Below are 20475 nucleotides of genomic sequence, written 5' to 3'. Positions count from 1 at the left end.
CGTTTATTTAGTTGAAATAAATACATCGTGATTCCGGATGTAATCCGATTCATCAAATTCTTCAGATGCAAGACACAGCAACACGGCATCCTTTGCCAGATTTATTTTACGCCAATGCAATACCGGAACAAATAAACCTATAGATGGTTTATCTAAACGGAATAATTCTTTTCCACCCTGTCTATTCTCCAGTTCAACTTCAATCGCACCGTTTAACGCAACCAATACCTGCTTGCACACTTTATGCGCATGATTACCACGTTCTATATGTTCGGGCGTATGGTATACCCAGTAAACACGCTTGATCTCAAAGGGCACATGACTATTGCTTTGCGCAACAGAAATATAACCCACTTCTTCATCGCCTATTCCTGTAAAATGTATCCGATATGGTTTTTCCGACATAGAAATTTTATAACTTTGGTAAATATACTGATTTACGCGAAAGTGTCGTAAACGAACAACTATGATTTATTAACCGTCCATGTTCTATCTTGTTTTAACCATTCTTTGCACGTCAGCGCTCTTCATATTATTTCGTGTATACAGTAATCTAAAGATTGATATATTTCAAAGTATTGTATGGAACTATGTTGTATGCTCCATTACCGGCTTCATTCAACAATACAGTTTACTGAATGAAGCGTTGTATCATAAACACATCAATACCGTTATTGCCTCCAGTATACTGGGCAGCTGCTTTCTTCCATGCTTTTTCCTGATTGGCATTTCAACTCAGCGAGCAGGCTTAACAACGACTACCATGGCTAATAAATTATCTATGGTTATACCTGCCGGTTTTGCAATCGTTGCCGGCCTTGCTCCCTTTGCATGGCTTCAGGTTGCAGCGTTTTTATTGGGGATTATTTCCATCTATTTAGTTACTCAAAAAAATTCAACAGAAACTATCGCAGATGTTCCGGCATCCAATCGATATCTTCCCTGGTTTGTATTTCTTTCTGCAGGTTTATTAGACTTAGCGATACTGTACATAAACCAAACCATTGCTAGTCCTGAAAGTGTTGGTTTATTTTCGATCCATACTTTTTTAGCAGCAGCTTCCTGGGGTTCGATCACATTGATCTTTCTGATTCTTACAAAGAAAATACAGTTTGAATCAAAAGCAATTTTAAGCGGAATTGTATTGGGTATACCAAATTATTTTTCTGTGTATTATTTATTAAAAACATTAAACCATTTTCAGCATGATGGCTCTTTTGTTTTCCCCATGTTAAACCTCTGTGTGATCCTGTTTACAGCAGTTGTATCGTTTCTTTTTTTCAAAGAAAAATTTACAACACGACTTAGCATTGGCTTAATACTCGCATCTTCATCTATTCTGTTATTGTATCTGATAAAAGCATAATTAATGTCTTTAGATAATTTACAATTCGTCGTACCACAAAAAAGTGGTCTGACGAACGATGTTAATCGAACAAGCATAAACACCAATAACAAAAAAACCTCATCCCCAACCCTTCTCCTTAAGGAGAAGGGAGCGTTTCTAATAGTAAGTAACGATATTGCATTATGAAAGATGATTTTTATTTCACGATCGCTGAATCTACAACTTCAGAATACAAAGAAAAAGGAAGTCGGTTCCTGGCCTTTTCGTATGCGGTTTCCAGCGAACAGGAAATAAAAGATATTCTTCATGAACTGAAGAAAAAATATTACGATGCCCGTCATATCTGTTACGGCTACATTATTGGCACAGAAGATCGCATCCTGAAAGGACAGGACGACGGAGAGCCTTCACATACCGCAGGTACGCCAATATTGAATCAGATCCGTTCAAAGAATTTAACTCAAACATTAGTTGTGGTAGTGCGCTATTTTGGTGGAACGAAATTAGGCGTAAGCGGGTTAATAGAGTCGTATAAAGAAGCCGCAAAAGCATGTCTGGACAAAGCTACCATCCTTGAAAAATATATTTCTGATACCTTAGAAATTACGTTTGAAGCTGCTCTTCAAGGCGAAGTGATGCGTTTGGTAAAGGAATTTAATGGTCAGATTTTATCGTTAGATTATCAAAGTAAGATCATTCTGCAAATAGAAATGCGTAAAAGCATCACTCCTAAGTTCTTACAAAAGCCAATTCTGGGAGTTGCTGTTGAGATTCTGACAAACAAGGAACAATAAGGAATGGTTAAACTCTTACACATTCCTTTTATTTCCCTTGAAATACTGTTAATTTTGAATTCTAAAACTAATCTTATAAAACATTGAGTAAGAAAGTAAACGTTGGTTTGGTTCAATTGTCTTGCAGCAGCAATGTGAAAGACAACTTTGATAAAAATGTGAAAGGCATTCGTGAAGCAGCAGCGAAAGGTGCGCAGATCATTTGTCTTCAGGAATTATTTGGGTCGCTCTACTTCTGTGATGTAGAAGACTATGATAATTTTAAATTAGCAGAAGCTATCCCCGGTCCTGCTACCGATGCATTTCAAGCATTGGCAAAAGAGCTTGGTGTAGTAATCATTGCTTCCCTATTTGAAAAACGTGCGGAAGGTCTGTACCACAACACTACTGCTGTGATTGACGCAGACGGAAGTTATTTAGGTAAGTATCGTAAGATGCACATACCGGATGATCCGGGTTATTATGAAAAATTCTATTTCACACCAGGTGATCTTGGATATAAAGTTTTCAAAACAAAATTTGCAACGGTAGGAGTGCTTATCTGCTGGGACCAATGGTATCCGGAAGCAGCGCGTATCACATCGTTGATGGGTGCAGACATTCTCTTCTACCCGACTGCTATCGGCTGGGCGGATCACCAGACAGAAGAAGTAAACACCGATCAGTACAATGCATGGCAAACAATCCAGCGCTCACATTCGGTTGCGAATGGCACGCCGGTAGTATCTGTTAATAGAACAGGGATCGAAGCGGGCATGCAGTTCTGGGGCGGATCATTTGTATCAAACGCACAAGGTCGTTTGTTATATCAGGCACCGCACTTAACGGAAGAAATACACGTACAGGAAATTGATATGTCGCAAACAGACTATTACCGTACACACTGGCCTTTCCTTCGCGACAGACGCATCGATTCGTATGCGCCGATACAGAAGAGGTTTATTGATGGAGACTAGGTAAGCCTATGGCAAAAAGGTCAATGCTTAAGAGCAGTAGTAAATTCATAGAGTTTCTTTCTAATAATTATTAAAGCAAAAAGGTCGTCCCGATAGTTATCGGGACGACCTTTTTGCTTTAAGCTTTTAGCGTTAGACTTTGAACACTCAAGTTTGACTATGTAGCACGATCACTTCGTTCGACGTTATCGAATAATTTCAACATAACCATTAAATGATTTATTATGGCTATCCTTTAGATTTATAATATAGAAATAGGTACCATCAGGAAGGTCACCACCATTTTTTGAAATCCCTCTCCAATTTTCTATGTATCCTTTAGGATAATTATAAACAATAGTTCCCCAACGATTGAAAATAATCACTTCTGCAGATGTATATTCAGATAAGCCAGCGATTTCCCAAGCATCATTTACATTATCACCATTGGGTGTAATTACATTTGGAATTTTAATAGGCGGAAGCACTTTTATAAAAATAGAATCTTCTGCAAAACATTTATCACCTTGAACTACTACATAGTACATTGCACTTTGATTGTTATAAAATGATACTGTAGGACTATTAACTGGAACAATAGGTGGATTCGGCCTCCATGTGTATGTGTAAGTACTAAGCCCCCCAACAACAGACAAGTTTATTGGGTCATTCCATTCAATTGTTGAAGATTGGGCATCTAACTTAATTGAAATATCTTCTGTTTTCACATGAACTATTTGTGATTGAGCTTCACAAATTCCATTGTTATATACATTTAATCTAAAATAACCTCTTTCGGAAGTTGTATAATTAGGTTGCGTACTTACTTGATAAAAATTAATATTATCATCACTTTTATACCAGACAAAAGAATAGTGTTCTAAGGGGTCTTGATATGATTGATATTCTACAGATTCCCCTGTACATAAAATTGTATCATTACCAATAATTTTCGCAATAGGTCTTGTTGTTACACCTACTGTTTTCGTAATTTCTGTTTTGCAATTTTTCGAATCAATTACCTGAAGTTTATAATCTGTCGTTACTAAGGGCGTAGCAACAACAGTAGCAGTATTAAGAGAAGAAAGTCCCAAAGTTGGCGACCAATCATAATGCAAAACTCCCGTGTAATTCGTTACCGATGCATTAAGTGTTACAGGTGAACCACTACATACATCACTTCCATCTATTGTAACAATTGGTTTGGGATTTATTGTAACGGTAGAAACTACAGTATCCTTACAAAATTCACTATCCGTAACTATAATTTGATAATCAGTTGTAATACTTGGTTGGACTTTGGCACTAGCATTTGATACGAAACTTAATCCTGTAATAGGAGTCCAAGCATAATCCAACATTCCAGTGCCACCTAAGACACTTGCCGTTAATAACCCTTCTTCACCTTCACAAATAGCTAAACTATTGACAGCAATTTCTGGTTTTGATAAAATCTCTACTTGAATTTCTGCTTTACTACTCTCGCATGTATTAACCGTTTGTGTTACAAAATAATTAAAAGTTCCTACATGTTGTGTATTTGGTGAAGGAATAGTTGATTCTCCAGTAACGTCTGATAGATCTTGATACCATAGTAAATTTGTACCTGTTATTGAAAAAGGAACAGTTTGGATATCTTTACAAAATTTAAAATTAGTAACTGTTGGTATTGTAGTTAATTGATATGTTAATTTTATTGTATCACTATAAACTACTGAACATATACCATCTTGAGTTTTCCTTCTATACCAAGTATCAGAATTAATAGTAATAACAGGAAGATGATTCATTGTATTCGAATTTGATTGAAGTTGCCAGGAATTCAAATCGGTTGACAATTCCCATGAATACGTATAATTACCATCACCACCTGAAGACGCAGCAACTTCTTTTAATTCTTTAGGAACATCCCCATCACAAACAATTTGATCCGAGCCTATTTTACCAGGTAGGACTGCAGGTAAAACGATTACTGTAACCGTATCGGAGTAACCTTCATAGCAAGCTGATATAACCTTTCGACGATAATTTCTAGTGCTTAGTAATTTTTGTGTTTCTGCAAAAGAACTAGTTGCTGTATTTAAATCAATCCAAGTAGTTAAATCTTCTGAATATTCCCACGAATACGTATAATTTCCATCCCCCCCTGTAGCAAGGGCATTACTTGATACTACTGCAGGTTTTGAATTATAACAGATGGTTTGATTTGAACCTATTTTACCAGGTATGACTACAGGTGATACGATTACTGTAACCGTATCGGAGTAACCTTCATAGCAAGTTGTTTTAACCTTACGACGATAATTTCTAGTCCTTAGTAATTTTTGTGTTTCTGTAAAAGAATTAGTAGCTGAATTTAAATCAATCCAAGTAGTTAAATCTTCCGAATATTCCCATGAATACGTAAAACTTCCATTACCACCTGTAGCTAGTGCAATGCTTGATAATACTGCAGGTTTTGAATTATAACAGATGCTTTGATTCGAACCTATTTTACCAGGTTTTAATTCTGGATATATTTCAATAAAAATGGAATCTATTGAACGACATTGAATTGAATTTGCTATTCCATTCTCAGAAATTAACAATCGATACCAACCAGAATCAGCTAATGCAATATTGTTTTTTGTAAACGTTTTAGAATTTGCACCAACGATATCTATCATTATTCCAGCAGAATTTTTGTGTTGCCATTGATATTCTGGAGTAAGATAATCCGTCCCAATTACTGATGCATTTAAAAGTAAATCATTCCCTAAGCAAAGCTTTTTTATACCATTTGAAATGTTAATGGAATACTTTGGTAAGCAAGGTTTAAACTCAATATCATCCAAGGCTAAATCATTTCCCCCTCCTCCCGGATTATTATTTAAAAGAAGTAGTGTTATATCACTAGTCGTTGTAGTAAATGTTAAGGAATGCTGTATCCATTGAAAGGTGTTTTGATTGTTAATATCACCTGTTTCATAAAAAGTTATTAGATTATTATTTATGCTATTACGAATTTCAAATCGAACATTGGGTTTTATTCTTGTAGCATTATATAAATCAACATTTGCTAACCAAACTGAAAAATTATATGTTACGCCAACACATAAACCTGAAATATTTTGTCTGTAAAATTCATCGGGAGCAAAACTAGCATTTACCATCATCATATAACCACCCGGATCACCTGTATGATCTTTTGCACCTAAATGCCAAACATTAAAAGGATTAGGAACGCTGTTTATAAAAGCAAACTGACCATCATTTATCGTATTTGATCCCCCACCAAATACTTGATTATATGAAGTAGTAAAGCCTTCCACAGCAGGTGTATTTGTGCTAAATTGTGGGCTACCCTTACCAAATGTTTGTTTTAATGTTGGGGCTGCCCCACTATTAAGGCATTGTGAAAACGATTCAACACAACTAAATAATAAGAAGGTAATAATTAATAAAATTCTCTTCATAATAGATTAAGTAAAATTGCAGGATCTATGCACAAAGCCAATTAATTTTAATAAACTCATTATAAATAAGATATAAAGTATATCAGCCTTAAAAAGCTTTATTTCGGCAAGATTCAATCACTAACATATTGGTATATAATCCATTCATAAATAAATGTACTTACACCATAAACTTCTAATATTCAATACCTTATTAAAAATCGGAGCAAATTTTATTTTACCCCACAAACTGAAGCTCTGAGAATAAGGCTGACTTGTATAATTTTATTATTAATCTGTATTATTTCCTGATTATATAGCCTGTTAAATAATACTCTTGATAAGCGCATAAGTAAACAGTCCAAACGAACTTTGGGAAAAATAATACTTCGAATCTTGATCAAATCTCTTTTACAGGTACGCCAGGCAGTTTTTTCTAAGAAATTTAAAAAGGAAAATTCCTTAAATAAAATCCGGGATAATTGAATTTCAGTCCAAAGAATTAATTATTTAAAGCTTTTTATGAAGTATTCACATCTACTGTTGACTATTTGGGATTTTTATCTGAACAATAGTGAAACAGACTATACATGAAAATGTGCTATAAAAAAAGCAGCAAAGGATACATACACGGTGCCAAACGTTTTAAAAAATTGCCATTACGACGAGTAAAACTTAAGGCCTAATGCTAAAAGCTCTATACTTGAGAGCAGTCTTTAATTGTTAAAGTTTCTTTCAAAGAATAAAAACAAAAAGGTCGTCACGTTAAATTAACGAGACGACCTTTTTGTTTTAAGCTTTTCGCGTTAGGCTTTAAGACAGTTTCTCTACCTTAATTCCAAACCAGCCTTTAATCTTACGGCTTGCTTTGTAATTGATGTAGTACATAACCGGCACCAAGATTAAGGTTAAGAATGTTGCAAACGCAAGACCGTGGATCATTGTCCATGCAAGAGGTCCCCAGAATGCAACGCTGTCACCACCGAAGAAAATGTGTGGATTACCTTCAGCGAATAAACGTACAAAGTCGATGTTCAAACCAACTGCCAATGGAATCAAACCAAGAATGGTTGCCGTTGCAGTAAGCAATACGGGAGTCATACGTACTTTACCAGCATGTACGATCGCATACTTCAGATCGTGTCCTTCTTCCATAATTGTATCTGTAAATTCAACCAGGATAATACCATTCCGCACCACAATACCTGCAAGTGCAATGATACCAACACCTGTCATTACAATAACCAACGACATATCAAAGATACACACACCCAGAAATACACCGATAATACTGAATCCGATCTCAGAAATAATCAACAGTGGTTTACTGATTGAGTTAAATTGAGTAACAAGGATAAAGAAAATCATAAGAAATGAAATCAACATTGCCATTCCTAAGAAGGCGCCTGTTTCTGCCTGCTCTTCCTGTGCACCTGTCAATTGAATAAGTACTTCGGAAGGTTTCTTAAAATTCGGAAGCAGCTTTTTGATCTCTGCATTAATTTCATTGCCATTTGCTCCGGACAATACATTCGAAGATAACGTTACGATACGACGTTGATTTTTACGTTTTACACCACCGTATGAATTACCAAAATGCGCAGTGGCAATAGATGACAATGGAATCTGACGAATCTGTCCGCCCATATTCATATCGCGGAACGTAATTTTTGAATTCATAATGTCATCGATGTTCGTACGCTGATCAAATGTATATCTCAATTCAATATCATATTCATCATCCTTATCGCGGAATTTGGAAACGTCTTTACCAAACACTGCATAACGCAATTCCATACCGATCTGCGCGACAGAAACACCTTCGGCATTTGCTTTCTCTTTATCAATATCTATTACAATCTCAGGTTTGTTTTTTACTACATCCGATTTCAAATCTTCAATTCCTTGAATACCTGAATTATCAATTTGTCTTTTCAACGATTCAGAAAGTTCGATCAATTCATCGTAATCATCTCCAATAAGTTCAATATTAATCTCCTTACCCGTTGGTGGTCCGCCTTTCTCCTGATCAACAATGATCTGCGCTCCAGCAATTCCTTTCACAGCATCACGGATCTTACTTAAGTATGGTACCGTTGATTCACCATTACGATGTGCAAACTCAACAAAGGCAACAGTAACTTTTGCTTTGTGCGGGGCAGTACTTAAATCCATTTCATTCGCATCACCTGCACCAATGGCAACATTGGTAATTACAGAGGATACAATCGGATTCTCGTGACCGATTACTTTAAATATACGATTTTCAACTACCTGTGAGATCGAATCGGTATACGACTGATCTGTACCGATTGGTAAACTAACATACGCGTAGATAAAATTGGGATCACTTGTAGGAAAGAATTCAACTTTAGGTTTAACAATAAAGAAGGTTAAGAAGATCGAGAAGAAGAATAATACTACAATGCCGCCAAGTAATATAAACGGACGGGCACCCTGCAGACACCATTCAAGTACTTTTTCATATTTATTTTGTACACCAGGCCAGATATCATCCTGAAAATGCTGAATGACATCGATCAGTACAAATTTGTTTAATGAATACAATAATGACAATACAATTACAAAGTTTCCGAAACCGAATGAACCGGCTGCATAACCCAGTAAAGCAATCACCACAAATACGATCATTGTAATAATATAACCTCTTGTTATCTTTTTATGACTTTCACCATGTGCATGTGGTTTCATGAAATCTACCGCGAACACCGGGTTCATAATATATGCTACCAGCAAAGATGCAAGTAAGGTAACAATCAGGGTAACCGGTAAGAAGTACATGAATTTACCAATGATCCCTTTCCAGAATAATAATGGAACGAACGGTGCAAGCGTTGTCATTGTACCGGAGAATACCGGCATGAACACCTCACCTGTGGCCTGCTTAGCGGCTTGTTTGATCGGCACCTTTCCATTTTCATAGATACGGTGTGTGTTTTCAATAACAACAATCGCATCATCCACCACAATACCCAAAGCAAGTAAGAATGCAAATAGTACAATCATGTTTAATGTAATACCCATTGTTGGTAGTACAAGGAATGCAATGGCCATAGAAAGCGGCACAGACAAACCAACAAAGATGGCGTTGGTTGTACCCATAAAGAACATCAGAATAATAACAACAAGTATGAAACCGATAATGATCGTGTTGATCAAATCATGTAACGTTGTACGTGTAGCATCCGACTGGTCACCTGTGATCGTTATTTTTAATCCATCAGGCAATTTTGTTTTTTGTTGCAGCTCAATCAAGTCCTGAATTTTATCCGAGGCATCAATCAGGTTCATCCCTCCACGTTTAATAACGTTCAGTGTAATTACGTTTTTACCATTCAAACGCGCAAAGCTTTCTGCTTCCTTGTATGTATCCTTTACACCACCCTTTTCAAGAATGTCTTTCAAATAAGTCTTTGCACCCGACTGAGATAAGATCAGCAGATTATCAATTTGATCCATCTTGTCAAACTCACCCGTAACAGTAATATTTCTTTTGATACCATCCATCTTAATGGTACCGCCGGAGATTGTTAAGTTTTGACTTTGAATAGCGCGCTCTACATCAGCAAATGTAATGTTAGCTGCTTCCATTTTATATTTATCCACGTTCACCTGAATCTCACGCTCAGGAGCACCAACGATATCTACACGACGGATCTCTTTCATAGATTCGATCTGATCCTGCATATCATCCGCATATTTTTTCAGCTTGCTCAATTCATAATCTCCCGAAAGGTTTATACCCATAATCGGAACTTGCGAAACGTCAACTTCAATTACCTGCGGATCATCCGGTAAATCTGTAGGCAAATCATTTTTAGCCTGATCTACCGCATCTTTTACTTTTTGTTTTGCAACGTTAACATCAACGTCTGTATTGAATTCCACCAATACACTTGAATAATCCTGTATGGAATTACTGGTAATTTTTTTAACACCAGAAATACCTTTTACTTGTTTTTCAATGTGCTTGGTAACCAACTTCTCCATATCCGTTGGTGAAGTACCGGGATAAATGGTAGCAATGTACATCTGAGGAAATACAATCTCAGGAAATTGCTCTTTGGGCATGCTGAAATAAGACATCAAACCGAAAAACGATATGAGTACGGTCAGTACATAAACACTTGTCTTATTATCAATGGACCAGCTACTAAGTTTAAACTCTTTCATATATATAAGCTTTTGTTTGCATGCAATCTTTCGATTACACAACTTTATCTAATGAGTTGTAGAACTATTCAAATTTAATCGGCTGACCTTCTACTAAATCCTGGTAACCGATTGTGATTAATTTATCACCTTCTTTTAATCCGTCTAAAACCTCTACAGAGTTTTCATAGTGTTGACCAAGGGTTATAAAGCGCTTTGCAGAAACAGTACCATCTACAACGTATACATAATTTTTATCGTTGTTACGCTGAACAAGATTCATCGGAATCACAACAATAGAAGGGTTTGTGTAATCTTTGATCTTAATGTATGAGATCATGTTTGCCTTTAATAAATTTTGATCCTGCTTTAAACCCAGATCAACCTGGAATGTTCTATTTATAGGATCAATAACATCTCCCACAACGGTTACACGCGTTTTAACATCTTTCTTCAGATCCGGGAAGGTTACAACTGCTTCCTGTCCTACTCTTACATTTTTCACATACGATTCAGAAATATTTGCAACCAATTTCACATCATTTGCATTTACCAGTCTGAATGCAGGATATCCTGGAGCTAACATTTGTCCTTCTTTAGCATATACTTCATCTATAACCCCTGCAAATGGTGCGCGAATAGAAGTTTGAGAATATTGTTCCTGCAACGTTGCTTTTCTGCTTTCTAAAGATTCCTTCTGATTCTTCGCCTGAAGGTATTGTACTTCAGTACCAATTTGCTGATCCCATAAACGTTTTTGTTTGTCATACAATTGATTGGCTAACTCCAACGCTTTATCGATCTCCTGAATCCCTTTCAGGATCTGCTCGCCATCTGTTTTGGCAAGCAAGGCACCTTTTTGTACCGACTGACCTTTCACTACATATATTTTTTCTACAGAACCTCCTATGGTAGAACTGATCTGAACATTTTTGTCCGAATCAATTTTTCCTTGAACCTGAATATAATGTACAAACGGTGCTTTCTTTACTGCTTCAAAACCTACTACAATATATTTTGTAGCATCGGTTGTATCTGTTTTTTTAATTTCTTCTTCAAGTGCTTTAATTTTTTCGGATAAAGAAGATTGTTCCGATTTCAATTTTTCTAATTCGGCTTTTTTATCCGGTGCGCTACAAGCGAACGTTAGTGCTAGTAAGCCTAAACCTAAATATGTATATGTTCTGTTTTTCATAACGAATGTTTTTTTTAAGAGTAAAATATTCTAAAATAATTATTCTGAATAAAGTGTACCGGTTGCTTTTTGATAATCAATTAAAGAAATAAGCGCATTGTAAACCGCATCATAATAATTCGTTTGTGCTTCTTTAAATGAATTCTCCGCGTCAACAACTTCAATGTTTGAACCTACACCTTCATCGTACTTTATTTTTGTTTGTTTAATTACCTGCTCAGATAATTCCAGATTGCGGCGTTGAGATCTGATGTTGGCAACGTTGTTATCTAAGATCAATTTTGTTTGCTGAACCTGAAGATCGATTACATCTTCCATCAGGTCCATGCTGTTTTGAACCTTCTGTACTTTCAATTTCGCTCCCTGCTGTTGATAATAGTGATTCAATCCGGTGAAAAGCGGAACAGATAATTTTGCTCCTATAAACCCATAACCATAATACTTGGTTGAATACAAGTCGGAATAGGTGTTTGAAGCATTAAGCACACCTGCAGTTCCAAAAGCAACCAGCTTCGGATAACTGATAGCTCTTGTATTTTTGTAATTCAATTCTTCCAGTCTTTTTTGAGTATTCAGTATGGAATATTCGATTCGTTTGTTGTAGTCAAAAGAAGACATATCCGGATTACTTGCAGTGTTTAAACGCGTAACCAATTCATCCAATGTACCGCTCAATTTTAAATCTACATTCACCGGGTAACCCATTTGATATTTCAACAAGGCATAGGTAAGGATAAGTTGATTATCAACATTTACACGCTCCGACTTTAAATTATTTGATGTTACTTCCAAACGATTCACTTCTAAACTTTCAGCAAAACCTTCTTTATTGATCTGCTTCAATTGCTTCAACGACGTATCGATACGTGCAATGTTTGCATCCAGTAACTGAATACGCTGCTGATTAATTAACACCAGATAAAAGGCTTTTGTAATTTTATCTGTTGTTTCAATCTTCGTTTGAGTCATTGATTTCGTAGCAAGCTCTGAATACGTTTTCGAAGCTTTCAAACCAAGTAAATAAGAACCATCAAACAGAATTTGTGAAGCATTCAACGTTGCAGTATTCGATGCCTTCAACTGAAATAAATTTCGCATTGCATACGTACCATTCGGATCAGCACCAGGTGCTACAGGGGCACCAAAGTTACCTGCAACTGCATTTGTTACGAACATACGTTGCAATTCGATGTTATACATCGTTGTCCCTTCAAAATTTACCTGAGGCAAACCGTATGCACGCGTTTCATTTATTTTGTATTGAGAGATCTGTTGATCAATCATGGCATTTTTAACATCTGCCTGATTGGTGAAAGCGTAATCAATACACTTGTCAAGTGTGAACAGGGAATCCTGTTGTGCATACGCACCATGATATAAAATCAAGGTGACGAGCAACGATAAGACGGATAGTTTTTTCATAGTTTAGTATAGTATAAGTAGTGTGTTGTTGTTTTATTCTTCTTCCTGTATTTGTTTGTATTTGTTTATCAGCTTGTGTCCTTTTAATGTGCAGATACCATATAAGAAATGATCGAGCAACTGTATCTGAACATCCGAAAAGTATTTACCTTCTTTAAATATCCGTGGGTTAAAGCCCCATTCTACCTGCTCCATACGCAAGCGCGATAAAATATCTATGTTGATATTTGGCCTGTAATAACCCATATCAATTCCCCATTTTAAATTTTCTGCCAGAGAATTAATGATGCATGCTTCTTTAAAACTCAAATAACTTTCATACGCTTTCGGATAATAGCGCTGAATTTCCATCAGCAAAAACGGATTCATGTTGACAAATAAGGATCGCATGTAGTCAGATAATCTCAACACTTCGTCTATCGGATCTTTCGCTGTTGCATGTATCAGGTCAACCTGAGATTCCTGGTTTTCCATGCTCGACTTTACAGCCAATGTCACCAATTCATCTTTATCGGAAACATGCTGATAAATTGTCTTCTTAGAAACACCTAGCTTTTTGGCAACTTCATCCATGGTAATAGACTTTACTCCATAAGCCAAAAACAAGGATTCCGCTCCTGAAATAATTCTATTTTTAATATCTTCCATAGGCATTGTATATTACTGCCTACAAAACTATAAAAACTTTTGAAATACAAATAGTTTCCTAAGTTTATTTATTTAAAAAAAGTAAACCCAACCTAAACAGCTGTCCATAAAATAAATAAAGCACGAATAAATTGAATTATTTCAATTTATTCGTGCTTTATCAAAAGTTTAAACTGGTAGAATTTACTCTATTGAGTTATTTGGAGCCAGCCTTTCCGGACTTCATAATTTAGATCGATAGAGAAATAATACACTCCATCACTTACATTCGGATACCACTTAAATCCGGGATCCTGACTGTAAAATACTCTTGAACCCCAGCGGTTATATATTTCTATTCCTTTAAAATACTTATCGCAATTGCCCACGGGTATACCCGGAATGTGATAGTAATCGTTCATCCCATCACCATTGGGAGTAATTAAGTTTGTGACTTCCATACCATCAAAAGATACATCATCCTGCTGAACAAGAATTCTTTGATGTATCGTGTCTCTTGGATTATTCGTACAACTATTATCTTTTATGATAAAATATACATCATAATTTCCCGGATGCAGATCATTGCAATTAGGCCGCCACGAAAACATTGAACTGATCGTTGAACTGCTGTCTTGAACATTCATGAAACTCATGCCCCGCTGGGGATTTGCAATTTTCAGAGATAAGAGATCGCCTGCATCGGCATCCGTACCATACACGTTAAATTTCAATTGCTCATCTACTTTAACTGTTTTCGGATTGCCTGGAGGATCAATAAATATTTGCGGCTGTGTGTTCTTTTCAACCTCAATTCGAATTGTAAAAATCAATGTATCATATTTTGCCGGACAGCGATTATCATTAATAACAATTTTGAATGGATAATAAGTTGTTTCATCAAGGCGTAAACCGCCTGCACATGGATCAAAGCAGGCATTAAACCATGTAGTATCTCTAAAGCCTGTTAGTGGAACTTGCGAAGGTATTGTAAAACCGGATGTCGGGTAGGGTGTATTGGTAGAGCCCGCAGGAAGATTTGATCGGGTATTGATATAAATCGTTTCTGAAATAAAGTGTGTAGCATCTACATCCGTAATATAAATAGGAAAACATCCTCCACCTTTTAGTTTAACACTCAACGTATCTCTCACTTTGATCCCGCTGTTTTGGAATGCAATGACCGGTTTATTATTCACCGGACAATCCTGAACGTTCAGTTGAAAATCTCTTCGCACTTCCCCTATTTTTTGTCCGTTTCTAAATTCCTCCACCTTCACTCCAAATACATAAACACCATTCGCAGAAGGATTAAATGTTGCTATACCTGTGGTTGGATCAATCGTAAAGGGCATACTTCCCGGTATAGGATTATCTCCACTATTTTTATTGGTCGTAGTATCCCATACAACATCTGTACTGGGATTAACAGAACTTCTTGGAGCAACCAGGCTATACTTCAAATCATCACCATCCCGATCAACTGCACTCAGATCAAATACATTTACGTTGTTTCTGCAAAAAAAATCGTTTCCAACGGGCACAAACTTAGGTGAATCATCTTGTATTGCATAACCTCTAAATTCTGTATACAAAGCTATATTTTCATTCTTTGGAGCTTTCAGATTAGCAATCTCCTGATTTCTGCAGCAGTCAGACCAGGTAATATAATAACTACCTGTTGGGCTGAACATCGCGGCGCCCAGATCAATTTCACCCATGTATACCTGTTTACTCGTTTCAATAATTGTTAGATTGCTGCAATAATTTCCATTATTGCTTAACAAGTCATTTGTGACCAGATCCAAACGCATGGAAGGGCTTGTTAACAGGATATTCGTATTTTTATCATAGATATCTACGTATGCTACAGTAGACGTTGATATACCATGTTGGCGAACACTGATCTCATTGATGTACTTATTCAAAATAACCCTGTACCGGTTTCCATTACCGGTCCTTTCCAGTACAATTTCACCACCAACAATATGAGTTGCATAACTTAACGTTTGAATGAAAAAGCAGATAACCAGAAAAATAAAACTTCTTAAAAATTGCTTATTCATAACTTCTAATGAACCCGTTAACCTAATCAAATATACATTTTTTTCATGATTACTCAGAATAATCAACAACCGTTTATTCAACCAAATTATTGCGTACTTTTGTATTAATTATGTTAGAAAGAGGTCAAATATTAGAATCGGTTTCCATAGAAGAATTGGGGGCAGAAGGTAAATGTGTTAGCAGATACAACAACATTGTTGTTTTCTCAGAAAAAACTGTTCCAGGTGATGTTGTTGATTTGAAAGTAACTCATTTTAAAAAGAAGAAATTCGGTGAAGCAAAGATCGATAAAATCATCACTCCTTCGCCAAACAGAGTCGAAGCAAAATGCCAGCACTTTGGTTTATGCGGCGGATGCAAACTTCAACATATTGATTATACCACTCAACTGCATTTCAAACAAAAACAGGTAAAGGATAATCTTGAACGTTTAGGCAAAATTGCTATTCCCGAGATAAAAGATATTATTGGTTCTTCTAAAATTTATGAGTACCGGAATAAATTAGACTTCACCTTCTCTAACAAACGCTGGCTGACAGATGAAGAGATGAGTCTTGAACACGATACGTTGTATGGACTGGGCTTTCATTTGCCCGGAAAATTTGATCGCGTTCTGGATATTGAAAAATGTCATCTTCAGCCTGAACCATCCAATTCCATTCGTCTGGAAGTAAAAGCATACGCATTAAAACACGGACTTACATTTTACAACGTACGTGCACATGAAGGTTTTTTACGAAACCTGATCATTCGTACTACCAATAAAAACGAAGTGATGGTATTGGTGCAGTTTGGTTACGATGATAAAACAATTATTCAGGATCTGTTAAGTCACTTGATAAAAACATTTCCTCAAATAACTTCTTTGGTCTATTTCATCAATACAAAAAAGAACGATACGTATTCGGATCTGGAAGTACACACATTCCACGGTCCGCCTTACATACAGGAAGAAATGGAAGGTTTAACATTCCGCGTTGGACCAAAATCTTTTTATCAAACAAATTCAGATCAGGCATATGTGTTGTATAAAGTAACACGCGATCTTGCAGGTTTAACCGGCAACGAAGTGGTGTATGATTTATATACAGGAACCGGTACCATTGCAAACTTTATAGCGAAGCAAGCCAAACAGGTGATCGGTATTGAATATGTTGCAGATGCGATTGAAGATGCAAAAGTGAATTCGAAGATCAACAACATCGATAATACCTTGTTTTATGCAGGTGATATGAAAGATGTATTGAACAAAGAATTTATTGAACGCCATCAACGTCCGGATGTGATCATTACGGATCCGCCGCGTGCAGGTATGCACGAAGATGTAATCAATACCTTGTTGTTTATCGGTGCTCCTAAAATTGTATATGTAAGCTGTAACCCGGCAACACAGGCGCGCGATCTGGCATTGCTGGATGCAGATTATGAAGTAACAAAAATACAACCGGTAGATATGTTTCCCCATACGGCGCATGTGGAAAATGTAGTACTGTTAACGAAAAGAGCATCCTCCTAAGCACTATGATTATTGAATAGAAATAGTTAAATTCAGTAACAACCAAATAAAACGTTATTGCTATGGAACTAACTATCGATTCAATAAGAACACTTGCAAACGAAAACCGTTTAAAAGACACATTAAAATACGACGATTCATTTGTAGTAAGTGGGTCCCTAAAAGATGAAGTTGAAACATTATTAAAAGAAGCTGAAATCGGGTATCAGGGAATAACTCAGGATTCAAATAACATCATGTACATCATACAACCCTACGGTGATCAGGGATAAAAATAGTTAACAAGAATTTCAATACGATTTATGACAGACCAATCAAACGACGCAGATATTGATGGCAAATTTCTAGGTACAATTTCATCCGATTTTATACACGTGTGTGATACATTAAAAGAAGGCGCGTATCAGATAAAAGCCCGTGGCATTTCAGATTATCCGATCTTCCCTATTTGTAAAGCAGACTTGCCTTTTGGCCAGTTGTTACTTGGTAAGAATGAAGTAAGCACACAGTGGAATTATTATGCATCTACAGCAGACGAATTTCAACAGCTGGGATTTATCGACAAAGAAAAATTTGATTCTTTTGGGGAAACCTATAAAGACCCGGAAGAATTCTGCTGCCTGTTTGTAGTCGACAAAGAGTTTACAAACTTTTTGTTTATACCGTATCCGGAGGATTAAAAAGTTTTACGTGTGAAGTTTTAAGTAATAAGAAAAACTTCACACGTAATTTTATTGAGCAAGTCTTGATATTTACATTCTTAAAACTTAAAACATATTACTTAGAACTTTTAAAATGATTCCAGCCCTGTGCTGTCACAGGTACCAGATTATCTCCTTTGGTATATACATGTACCCCTTCCTCTGCTGATTTGATGTAACCGATCACAGAAATATCCGGGTGATTTCTTATTTTTTCGTAATCGCTTTGAGGAATCGTAAACAACAATTCATAATCTTCTCCTCCATTCAACATAATTGTTAACGGATTGATATCAAACTCTCGTGCTGTATCAAATGCCATTTGATCAATTGGCAATTTATCTTCGTAGATATACGCTCCTACATTGGATTCTTTGCAGATATGCATCAATTCAGAAGCCAATCCATCTGAGATATCAATCATCGATGTAGGTTTCAAACCCAACGATTTCAAGCTCTTCACAACATCCATCCGTGCTTCAGGCTTCAACTGACATTCAATAATATATTCTTTATCTGTTAGCTCTGGCTGCATCTCCGGATTGGCAAGATACACCTGCTTCTCACGTTCCAACAGCTGCAAGCCCATAAATGCGGCACCCAGATCGCCCGTTACACAGATCAGATCATTTACCTGTGCACCGCTTCTATATACAACCTCATCTGCTTTTGCCGTACCTACAACCGTAACAGAAATACCTAAACCACTTCTGCTGGATGTTGTATCACCGCCTACTAAATCCACCGAATAGGTATCACACGCCAGTTTCATACCTGCATACAATTCTTCAATTGCTTCTACAGAAAAACGATTGCTCAATGCCAAACCAACTACTACATGCGATGGCGTACCATACATAGCAGCAATATCCGATACATTCACGGCAATCGCTTTATATCCCAAATGTTTTAAGGGAGTATAGGCTAAGTCAAAGTGAATTCCTTCCATCAAGAGATCGGTAGAAATCAGCTGAACCGAATCGTCCGAATTCTTAATTACGGCTGCATCATCGCCGATTGATTTAATTATTTTGTCCGATTTTGCAGGCAAATATGCTTTTAAACGGTCAATAAGGCCAAATTCACCAATTTCAGACAACTCTGTACGTTTTGTATTATTCATTGATTTGAATTTCAATTTGAATTATATGGTTACTTTTTATAACTTTACTGGTATTAACTCGACTAACAGCTTTAAATTTATGAAAAAAATTGCACTCTTCCTTATACTTGCTTTTGCAGTGGGAACGTTTACAGAATGTGTTCGTTCTAGCAAGACATGTCGTCAGAACGTAAAGAAAATTCAAAAAAGAAGAAAAAAAGATCCTAACTTCAAGGTATAATAATCTTCTCTCTCATTCATTATGAAAACAAAACAAATCATCCTTTCACTTTGCATCCTCCTATTCCTCGGAGCGAGCTGTGTACGTGCAAGCAAGAGCTGTAAGAACGACTACAAAAAAGTTCGTAAGAACAACAGCAGCTGGAAAAAATAGTCATCCCGACTATCTTCTCCCAGCAATTGAAACGTTTCTCCAAAATACTTCGTACATTTCCATTATTAAACCGAACGATTTGCGACAAGGACGTGTTTAAATTAAAAGGAAATAATTCAACGTATGATCTCAATTACAGATAAAGCAAAAGACCATGTAGCTGATCTTCGTCAACGCGAAGGTTACACAGATGATTACAACATTCGGGTATCTGTTAAAGGAGGCGGATGTTCAGGTTTGATGTATGACCTGGATTTTGACAATAAAATAGACGCAGCCGATCAGGTATTTGAAGATAAAGGTGTCAAAATATTAGTTGACAAAAAAAGTCTCTTATATCTTCTTGGTACGACACTTGATTTCACAGATGGCTTAAACGGCAAAGGATTTCACTTTGTAAATCCGAATGCAAGCAGAACCTGTGGTTGCGGAGAAAGTTTCTCTGTATAAGATAACACTACACATTGTGTCGTCCTGAAATAGCGATACAGTTTTACAAGGATACCAATTTATTAAATAGCATCACATTTTTGTGATGCTATTTTGCTTTTATATGTTCTCATTTTGATTTTAGATTGATTATGCATCTGTTGAGGCGTTTCATAATAATTTGAATAATGTGGTCTTTCCGTGTTGTAAATATCAATTGACTCAGCAACCAATAAACGCATTAACTGTAAATCCTTAATGCTTATTCCCTCTAAGAATTCTTGTTTAAGTATACCATTCACGCGTTCTGCAACAGCATTTTGATAAGGATCATATTT

At 36.4% G+C, this 20475-nt stretch carries 17 protein-coding genes; 8 read left to right on the top strand and 9 right to left on the bottom strand.

The window, feature by feature from the left end:
• Positions 1 to 3: 3 nt before the first annotated feature.
• Positions 4 to 405, bottom strand: a complete 402-nt coding sequence (locus A3EE_RS0111360; RefSeq protein WP_018343567.1) for a sugar 3,4-ketoisomerase — start codon at positions 403 to 405, stop codon at positions 4 to 6.
• Between the two features lie 79 nt (positions 406 to 484).
• Between A3EE_RS0111360 and A3EE_RS0111355 the strand changes: the two genes are divergently transcribed.
• From A3EE_RS0111355 to A3EE_RS0111340, 3 genes are all read left to right on the top strand, one after another.
• The gene (locus A3EE_RS0111355) at positions 485 to 1366 is read left to right on the top strand and encodes a hypothetical protein (RefSeq protein ID WP_018343566.1); all 882 of its coding nucleotides are present in this window, start codon (positions 485 to 487) and stop codon (positions 1364 to 1366) included.
• A 164-nt stretch (positions 1367 to 1530) separates the two neighbouring features.
• Complete coding sequence (locus tag A3EE_RS0111345; RefSeq protein ID WP_018343564.1) at positions 1531 to 2142, top strand: IMPACT family protein; 612 nt, start codon at positions 1531 to 1533, stop codon at positions 2140 to 2142.
• An 83-nt stretch (positions 2143 to 2225) separates the two neighbouring features.
• A complete protein-coding gene (locus A3EE_RS0111340) occupies positions 2226 to 3098 on the top strand; it encodes a carbon-nitrogen hydrolase (protein WP_018343563.1) in 873 nt (290 codons plus the stop codon).
• A 185-nt stretch (positions 3099 to 3283) separates the two neighbouring features.
• Here the strand turns inward: A3EE_RS0111340 and A3EE_RS0111335 are convergent, their stop codons facing one another.
• The 6 genes from A3EE_RS0111335 to A3EE_RS0111310 all read right to left on the bottom strand — a co-directional run bounded on the left by A3EE_RS0111335 (position 3284) and on the right by A3EE_RS0111310 (position 15994).
• Positions 3284 to 6532 carry a T9SS type B sorting domain-containing protein gene (locus tag A3EE_RS0111335; protein WP_018343562.1) on the bottom strand — a complete coding sequence of 1083 codons (3249 nt, stop codon included), beginning with the start codon at positions 6530 to 6532 and terminating at the stop codon, positions 3284 to 3286.
• Between the two features lie 792 nt (positions 6533 to 7324).
• Positions 7325 to 10705 carry an efflux RND transporter permease subunit gene (locus A3EE_RS0111330; protein ID WP_018343561.1) on the bottom strand — a complete coding sequence of 1127 codons (3381 nt, stop codon included), beginning with the start codon at positions 10703 to 10705 and terminating at the stop codon, positions 7325 to 7327.
• 64 nt (positions 10706 to 10769) lie between these two features.
• Entirely contained in the window at positions 10770 to 11879 is a 1110-nt protein-coding gene (locus tag A3EE_RS0111325; protein WP_018343560.1) for an efflux RND transporter periplasmic adaptor subunit, read from the bottom strand.
• Between the two features lie 39 nt (positions 11880 to 11918).
• The gene (locus A3EE_RS0111320; RefSeq protein ID WP_018343559.1) at positions 11919 to 13301 is read right to left on the bottom strand and encodes a TolC family protein; all 1383 of its coding nucleotides are present in this window, start codon (positions 13299 to 13301) and stop codon (positions 11919 to 11921) included.
• A gap of 33 nt (positions 13302 to 13334) precedes the next feature.
• Positions 13335 to 13949, bottom strand: coding sequence for a TetR/AcrR family transcriptional regulator (locus A3EE_RS0111315; RefSeq protein ID WP_157446990.1), 615 nt, complete (start codon positions 13947 to 13949; stop codon positions 13335 to 13337).
• A gap of 188 nt (positions 13950 to 14137) precedes the next feature.
• On the bottom strand, positions 14138 to 15994 hold the full coding sequence (locus A3EE_RS0111310) for a T9SS type B sorting domain-containing protein (RefSeq protein WP_026209737.1): 1857 nt from the start codon (positions 15992 to 15994) through the stop codon (positions 14138 to 14140).
• 110 nt (positions 15995 to 16104) lie between these two features.
• Between A3EE_RS0111310 and rlmD the strand changes: the two genes are divergently transcribed.
• From rlmD to A3EE_RS0111295, 3 genes are all read left to right on the top strand, one after another.
• Positions 16105 to 17511 (top strand): 23S rRNA (uracil(1939)-C(5))-methyltransferase RlmD, encoded by a 1407-nt coding sequence (gene rlmD, locus A3EE_RS0111305; protein WP_018343556.1) that lies wholly within the window; start codon positions 16105 to 16107, stop codon positions 17509 to 17511.
• A gap of 62 nt (positions 17512 to 17573) precedes the next feature.
• Positions 17574 to 17783: a hypothetical protein gene (locus A3EE_RS0111300; protein ID WP_018343555.1), complete on the top strand. Its 210-nt coding sequence runs from the start codon at positions 17574 to 17576 to the stop codon at positions 17781 to 17783.
• Positions 17784 to 17813: 30 nt separating this feature from the next.
• Positions 17814 to 18191 (top strand): hypothetical protein, encoded by a 378-nt coding sequence (locus A3EE_RS0111295; RefSeq protein WP_018343554.1) that lies wholly within the window; start codon positions 17814 to 17816, stop codon positions 18189 to 18191.
• A 97-nt stretch (positions 18192 to 18288) separates the two neighbouring features.
• Here the strand turns inward: A3EE_RS0111295 and thiL are convergent, their stop codons facing one another.
• Positions 18289 to 19335, bottom strand: coding sequence for a thiamine-phosphate kinase (gene thiL / locus A3EE_RS0111290; RefSeq protein WP_018343553.1), 1047 nt, complete (start codon positions 19333 to 19335; stop codon positions 18289 to 18291).
• A gap of 241 nt (positions 19336 to 19576) precedes the next feature.
• Between thiL and A3EE_RS22185 the strand changes: the two genes are divergently transcribed.
• Both A3EE_RS22185 and A3EE_RS0111280 read left to right on the top strand, forming a co-directional pair.
• Complete coding sequence (locus tag A3EE_RS22185; protein ID WP_281166479.1) at positions 19577 to 19708, top strand: hypothetical protein; 132 nt, start codon at positions 19577 to 19579, stop codon at positions 19706 to 19708.
• Positions 19709 to 19831: 123 nt separating this feature from the next.
• Positions 19832 to 20158, top strand: coding sequence for a HesB/IscA family protein (locus tag A3EE_RS0111280; RefSeq protein WP_018343551.1), 327 nt, complete (start codon positions 19832 to 19834; stop codon positions 20156 to 20158).
• A gap of 62 nt (positions 20159 to 20220) precedes the next feature.
• Here A3EE_RS0111280 and A3EE_RS20420 read toward each other — a convergent pair.
• Positions 20221 to 20475: integrase core domain-containing protein (locus A3EE_RS20420; protein ID WP_018342794.1), on the bottom strand; the 255-nt coding region annotated here is incomplete at its 5' end.

The sequence above is a fragment of the Cytophaga aurantiaca DSM 3654 genome, from assembly GCF_000379725.1.
Lineage (GTDB): Bacteria > Bacteroidota > Bacteroidia > Cytophagales > Cytophagaceae > Cytophaga > Cytophaga aurantiaca.
Note: the sequence above shows the minus strand (reverse complement) of the source record. Positions and strands in the feature narration are given on the sequence as shown.

What these genes read in the sequence shown, in the direction of transcription:
- A3EE_RS0111360 (WP_018343567.1), bottom strand. Translation starts at nt 405, where the DNA reads ATGTCGGAAAAACCATATCGGATACATTTTACAGGAATAGGCGATGAA.
- A3EE_RS0111355 (WP_018343566.1), top strand. Translation starts at nt 485, where the DNA reads ATGTTCTATCTTGTTTTAACCATTCTTTGCACGTCAGCGCTCTTCATA.
- A3EE_RS0111345 (WP_018343564.1), top strand. Translation starts at nt 1,531, where the DNA reads ATGAAAGATGATTTTTATTTCACGATCGCTGAATCTACAACTTCAGAA.
- A3EE_RS0111335 (WP_018343562.1), bottom strand. Translation starts at nt 6,532, where the DNA reads ATGAAGAGAATTTTATTAATTATTACCTTCTTATTATTTAGTTGTGTT.
- A3EE_RS0111330 (WP_018343561.1), bottom strand. Translation starts at nt 10,705, where the DNA reads ATGAAAGAGTTTAAACTTAGTAGCTGGTCCATTGATAATAAGACAAGT.
- A3EE_RS0111325 (WP_018343560.1), bottom strand. Translation starts at nt 11,879, where the DNA reads ATGAAAAACAGAACATATACATATTTAGGTTTAGGCTTACTAGCACTA.
- A3EE_RS0111320 (WP_018343559.1), bottom strand. Translation starts at nt 13,301, where the DNA reads ATGAAAAAACTATCCGTCTTATCGTTGCTCGTCACCTTGATTTTATAT.
- A3EE_RS0111315 (WP_157446990.1), bottom strand. Translation starts at nt 13,949, where the DNA reads ATGGAAGATATTAAAAATAGAATTATTTCAGGAGCGGAATCCTTGTTT.
- A3EE_RS0111310 (WP_026209737.1), bottom strand. Translation starts at nt 15,994, where the DNA reads ATGAATAAGCAATTTTTAAGAAGTTTTATTTTTCTGGTTATCTGCTTT.
- rlmD (WP_018343556.1), top strand. Translation starts at nt 16,105, where the DNA reads ATGTTAGAAAGAGGTCAAATATTAGAATCGGTTTCCATAGAAGAATTG.
- A3EE_RS0111300 (WP_018343555.1), top strand. Translation starts at nt 17,574, where the DNA reads ATGGAACTAACTATCGATTCAATAAGAACACTTGCAAACGAAAACCGT.
- A3EE_RS0111295 (WP_018343554.1), top strand. Translation starts at nt 17,814, where the DNA reads ATGACAGACCAATCAAACGACGCAGATATTGATGGCAAATTTCTAGGT.
- thiL (WP_018343553.1), bottom strand. Translation starts at nt 19,335, where the DNA reads ATGAATAATACAAAACGTACAGAGTTGTCTGAAATTGGTGAATTTGGC.
- A3EE_RS22185 (WP_281166479.1), top strand. Translation starts at nt 19,577, where the DNA reads ATGAAAACAAAACAAATCATCCTTTCACTTTGCATCCTCCTATTCCTC.
- A3EE_RS0111280 (WP_018343551.1), top strand. Translation starts at nt 19,832, where the DNA reads ATGATCTCAATTACAGATAAAGCAAAAGACCATGTAGCTGATCTTCGT.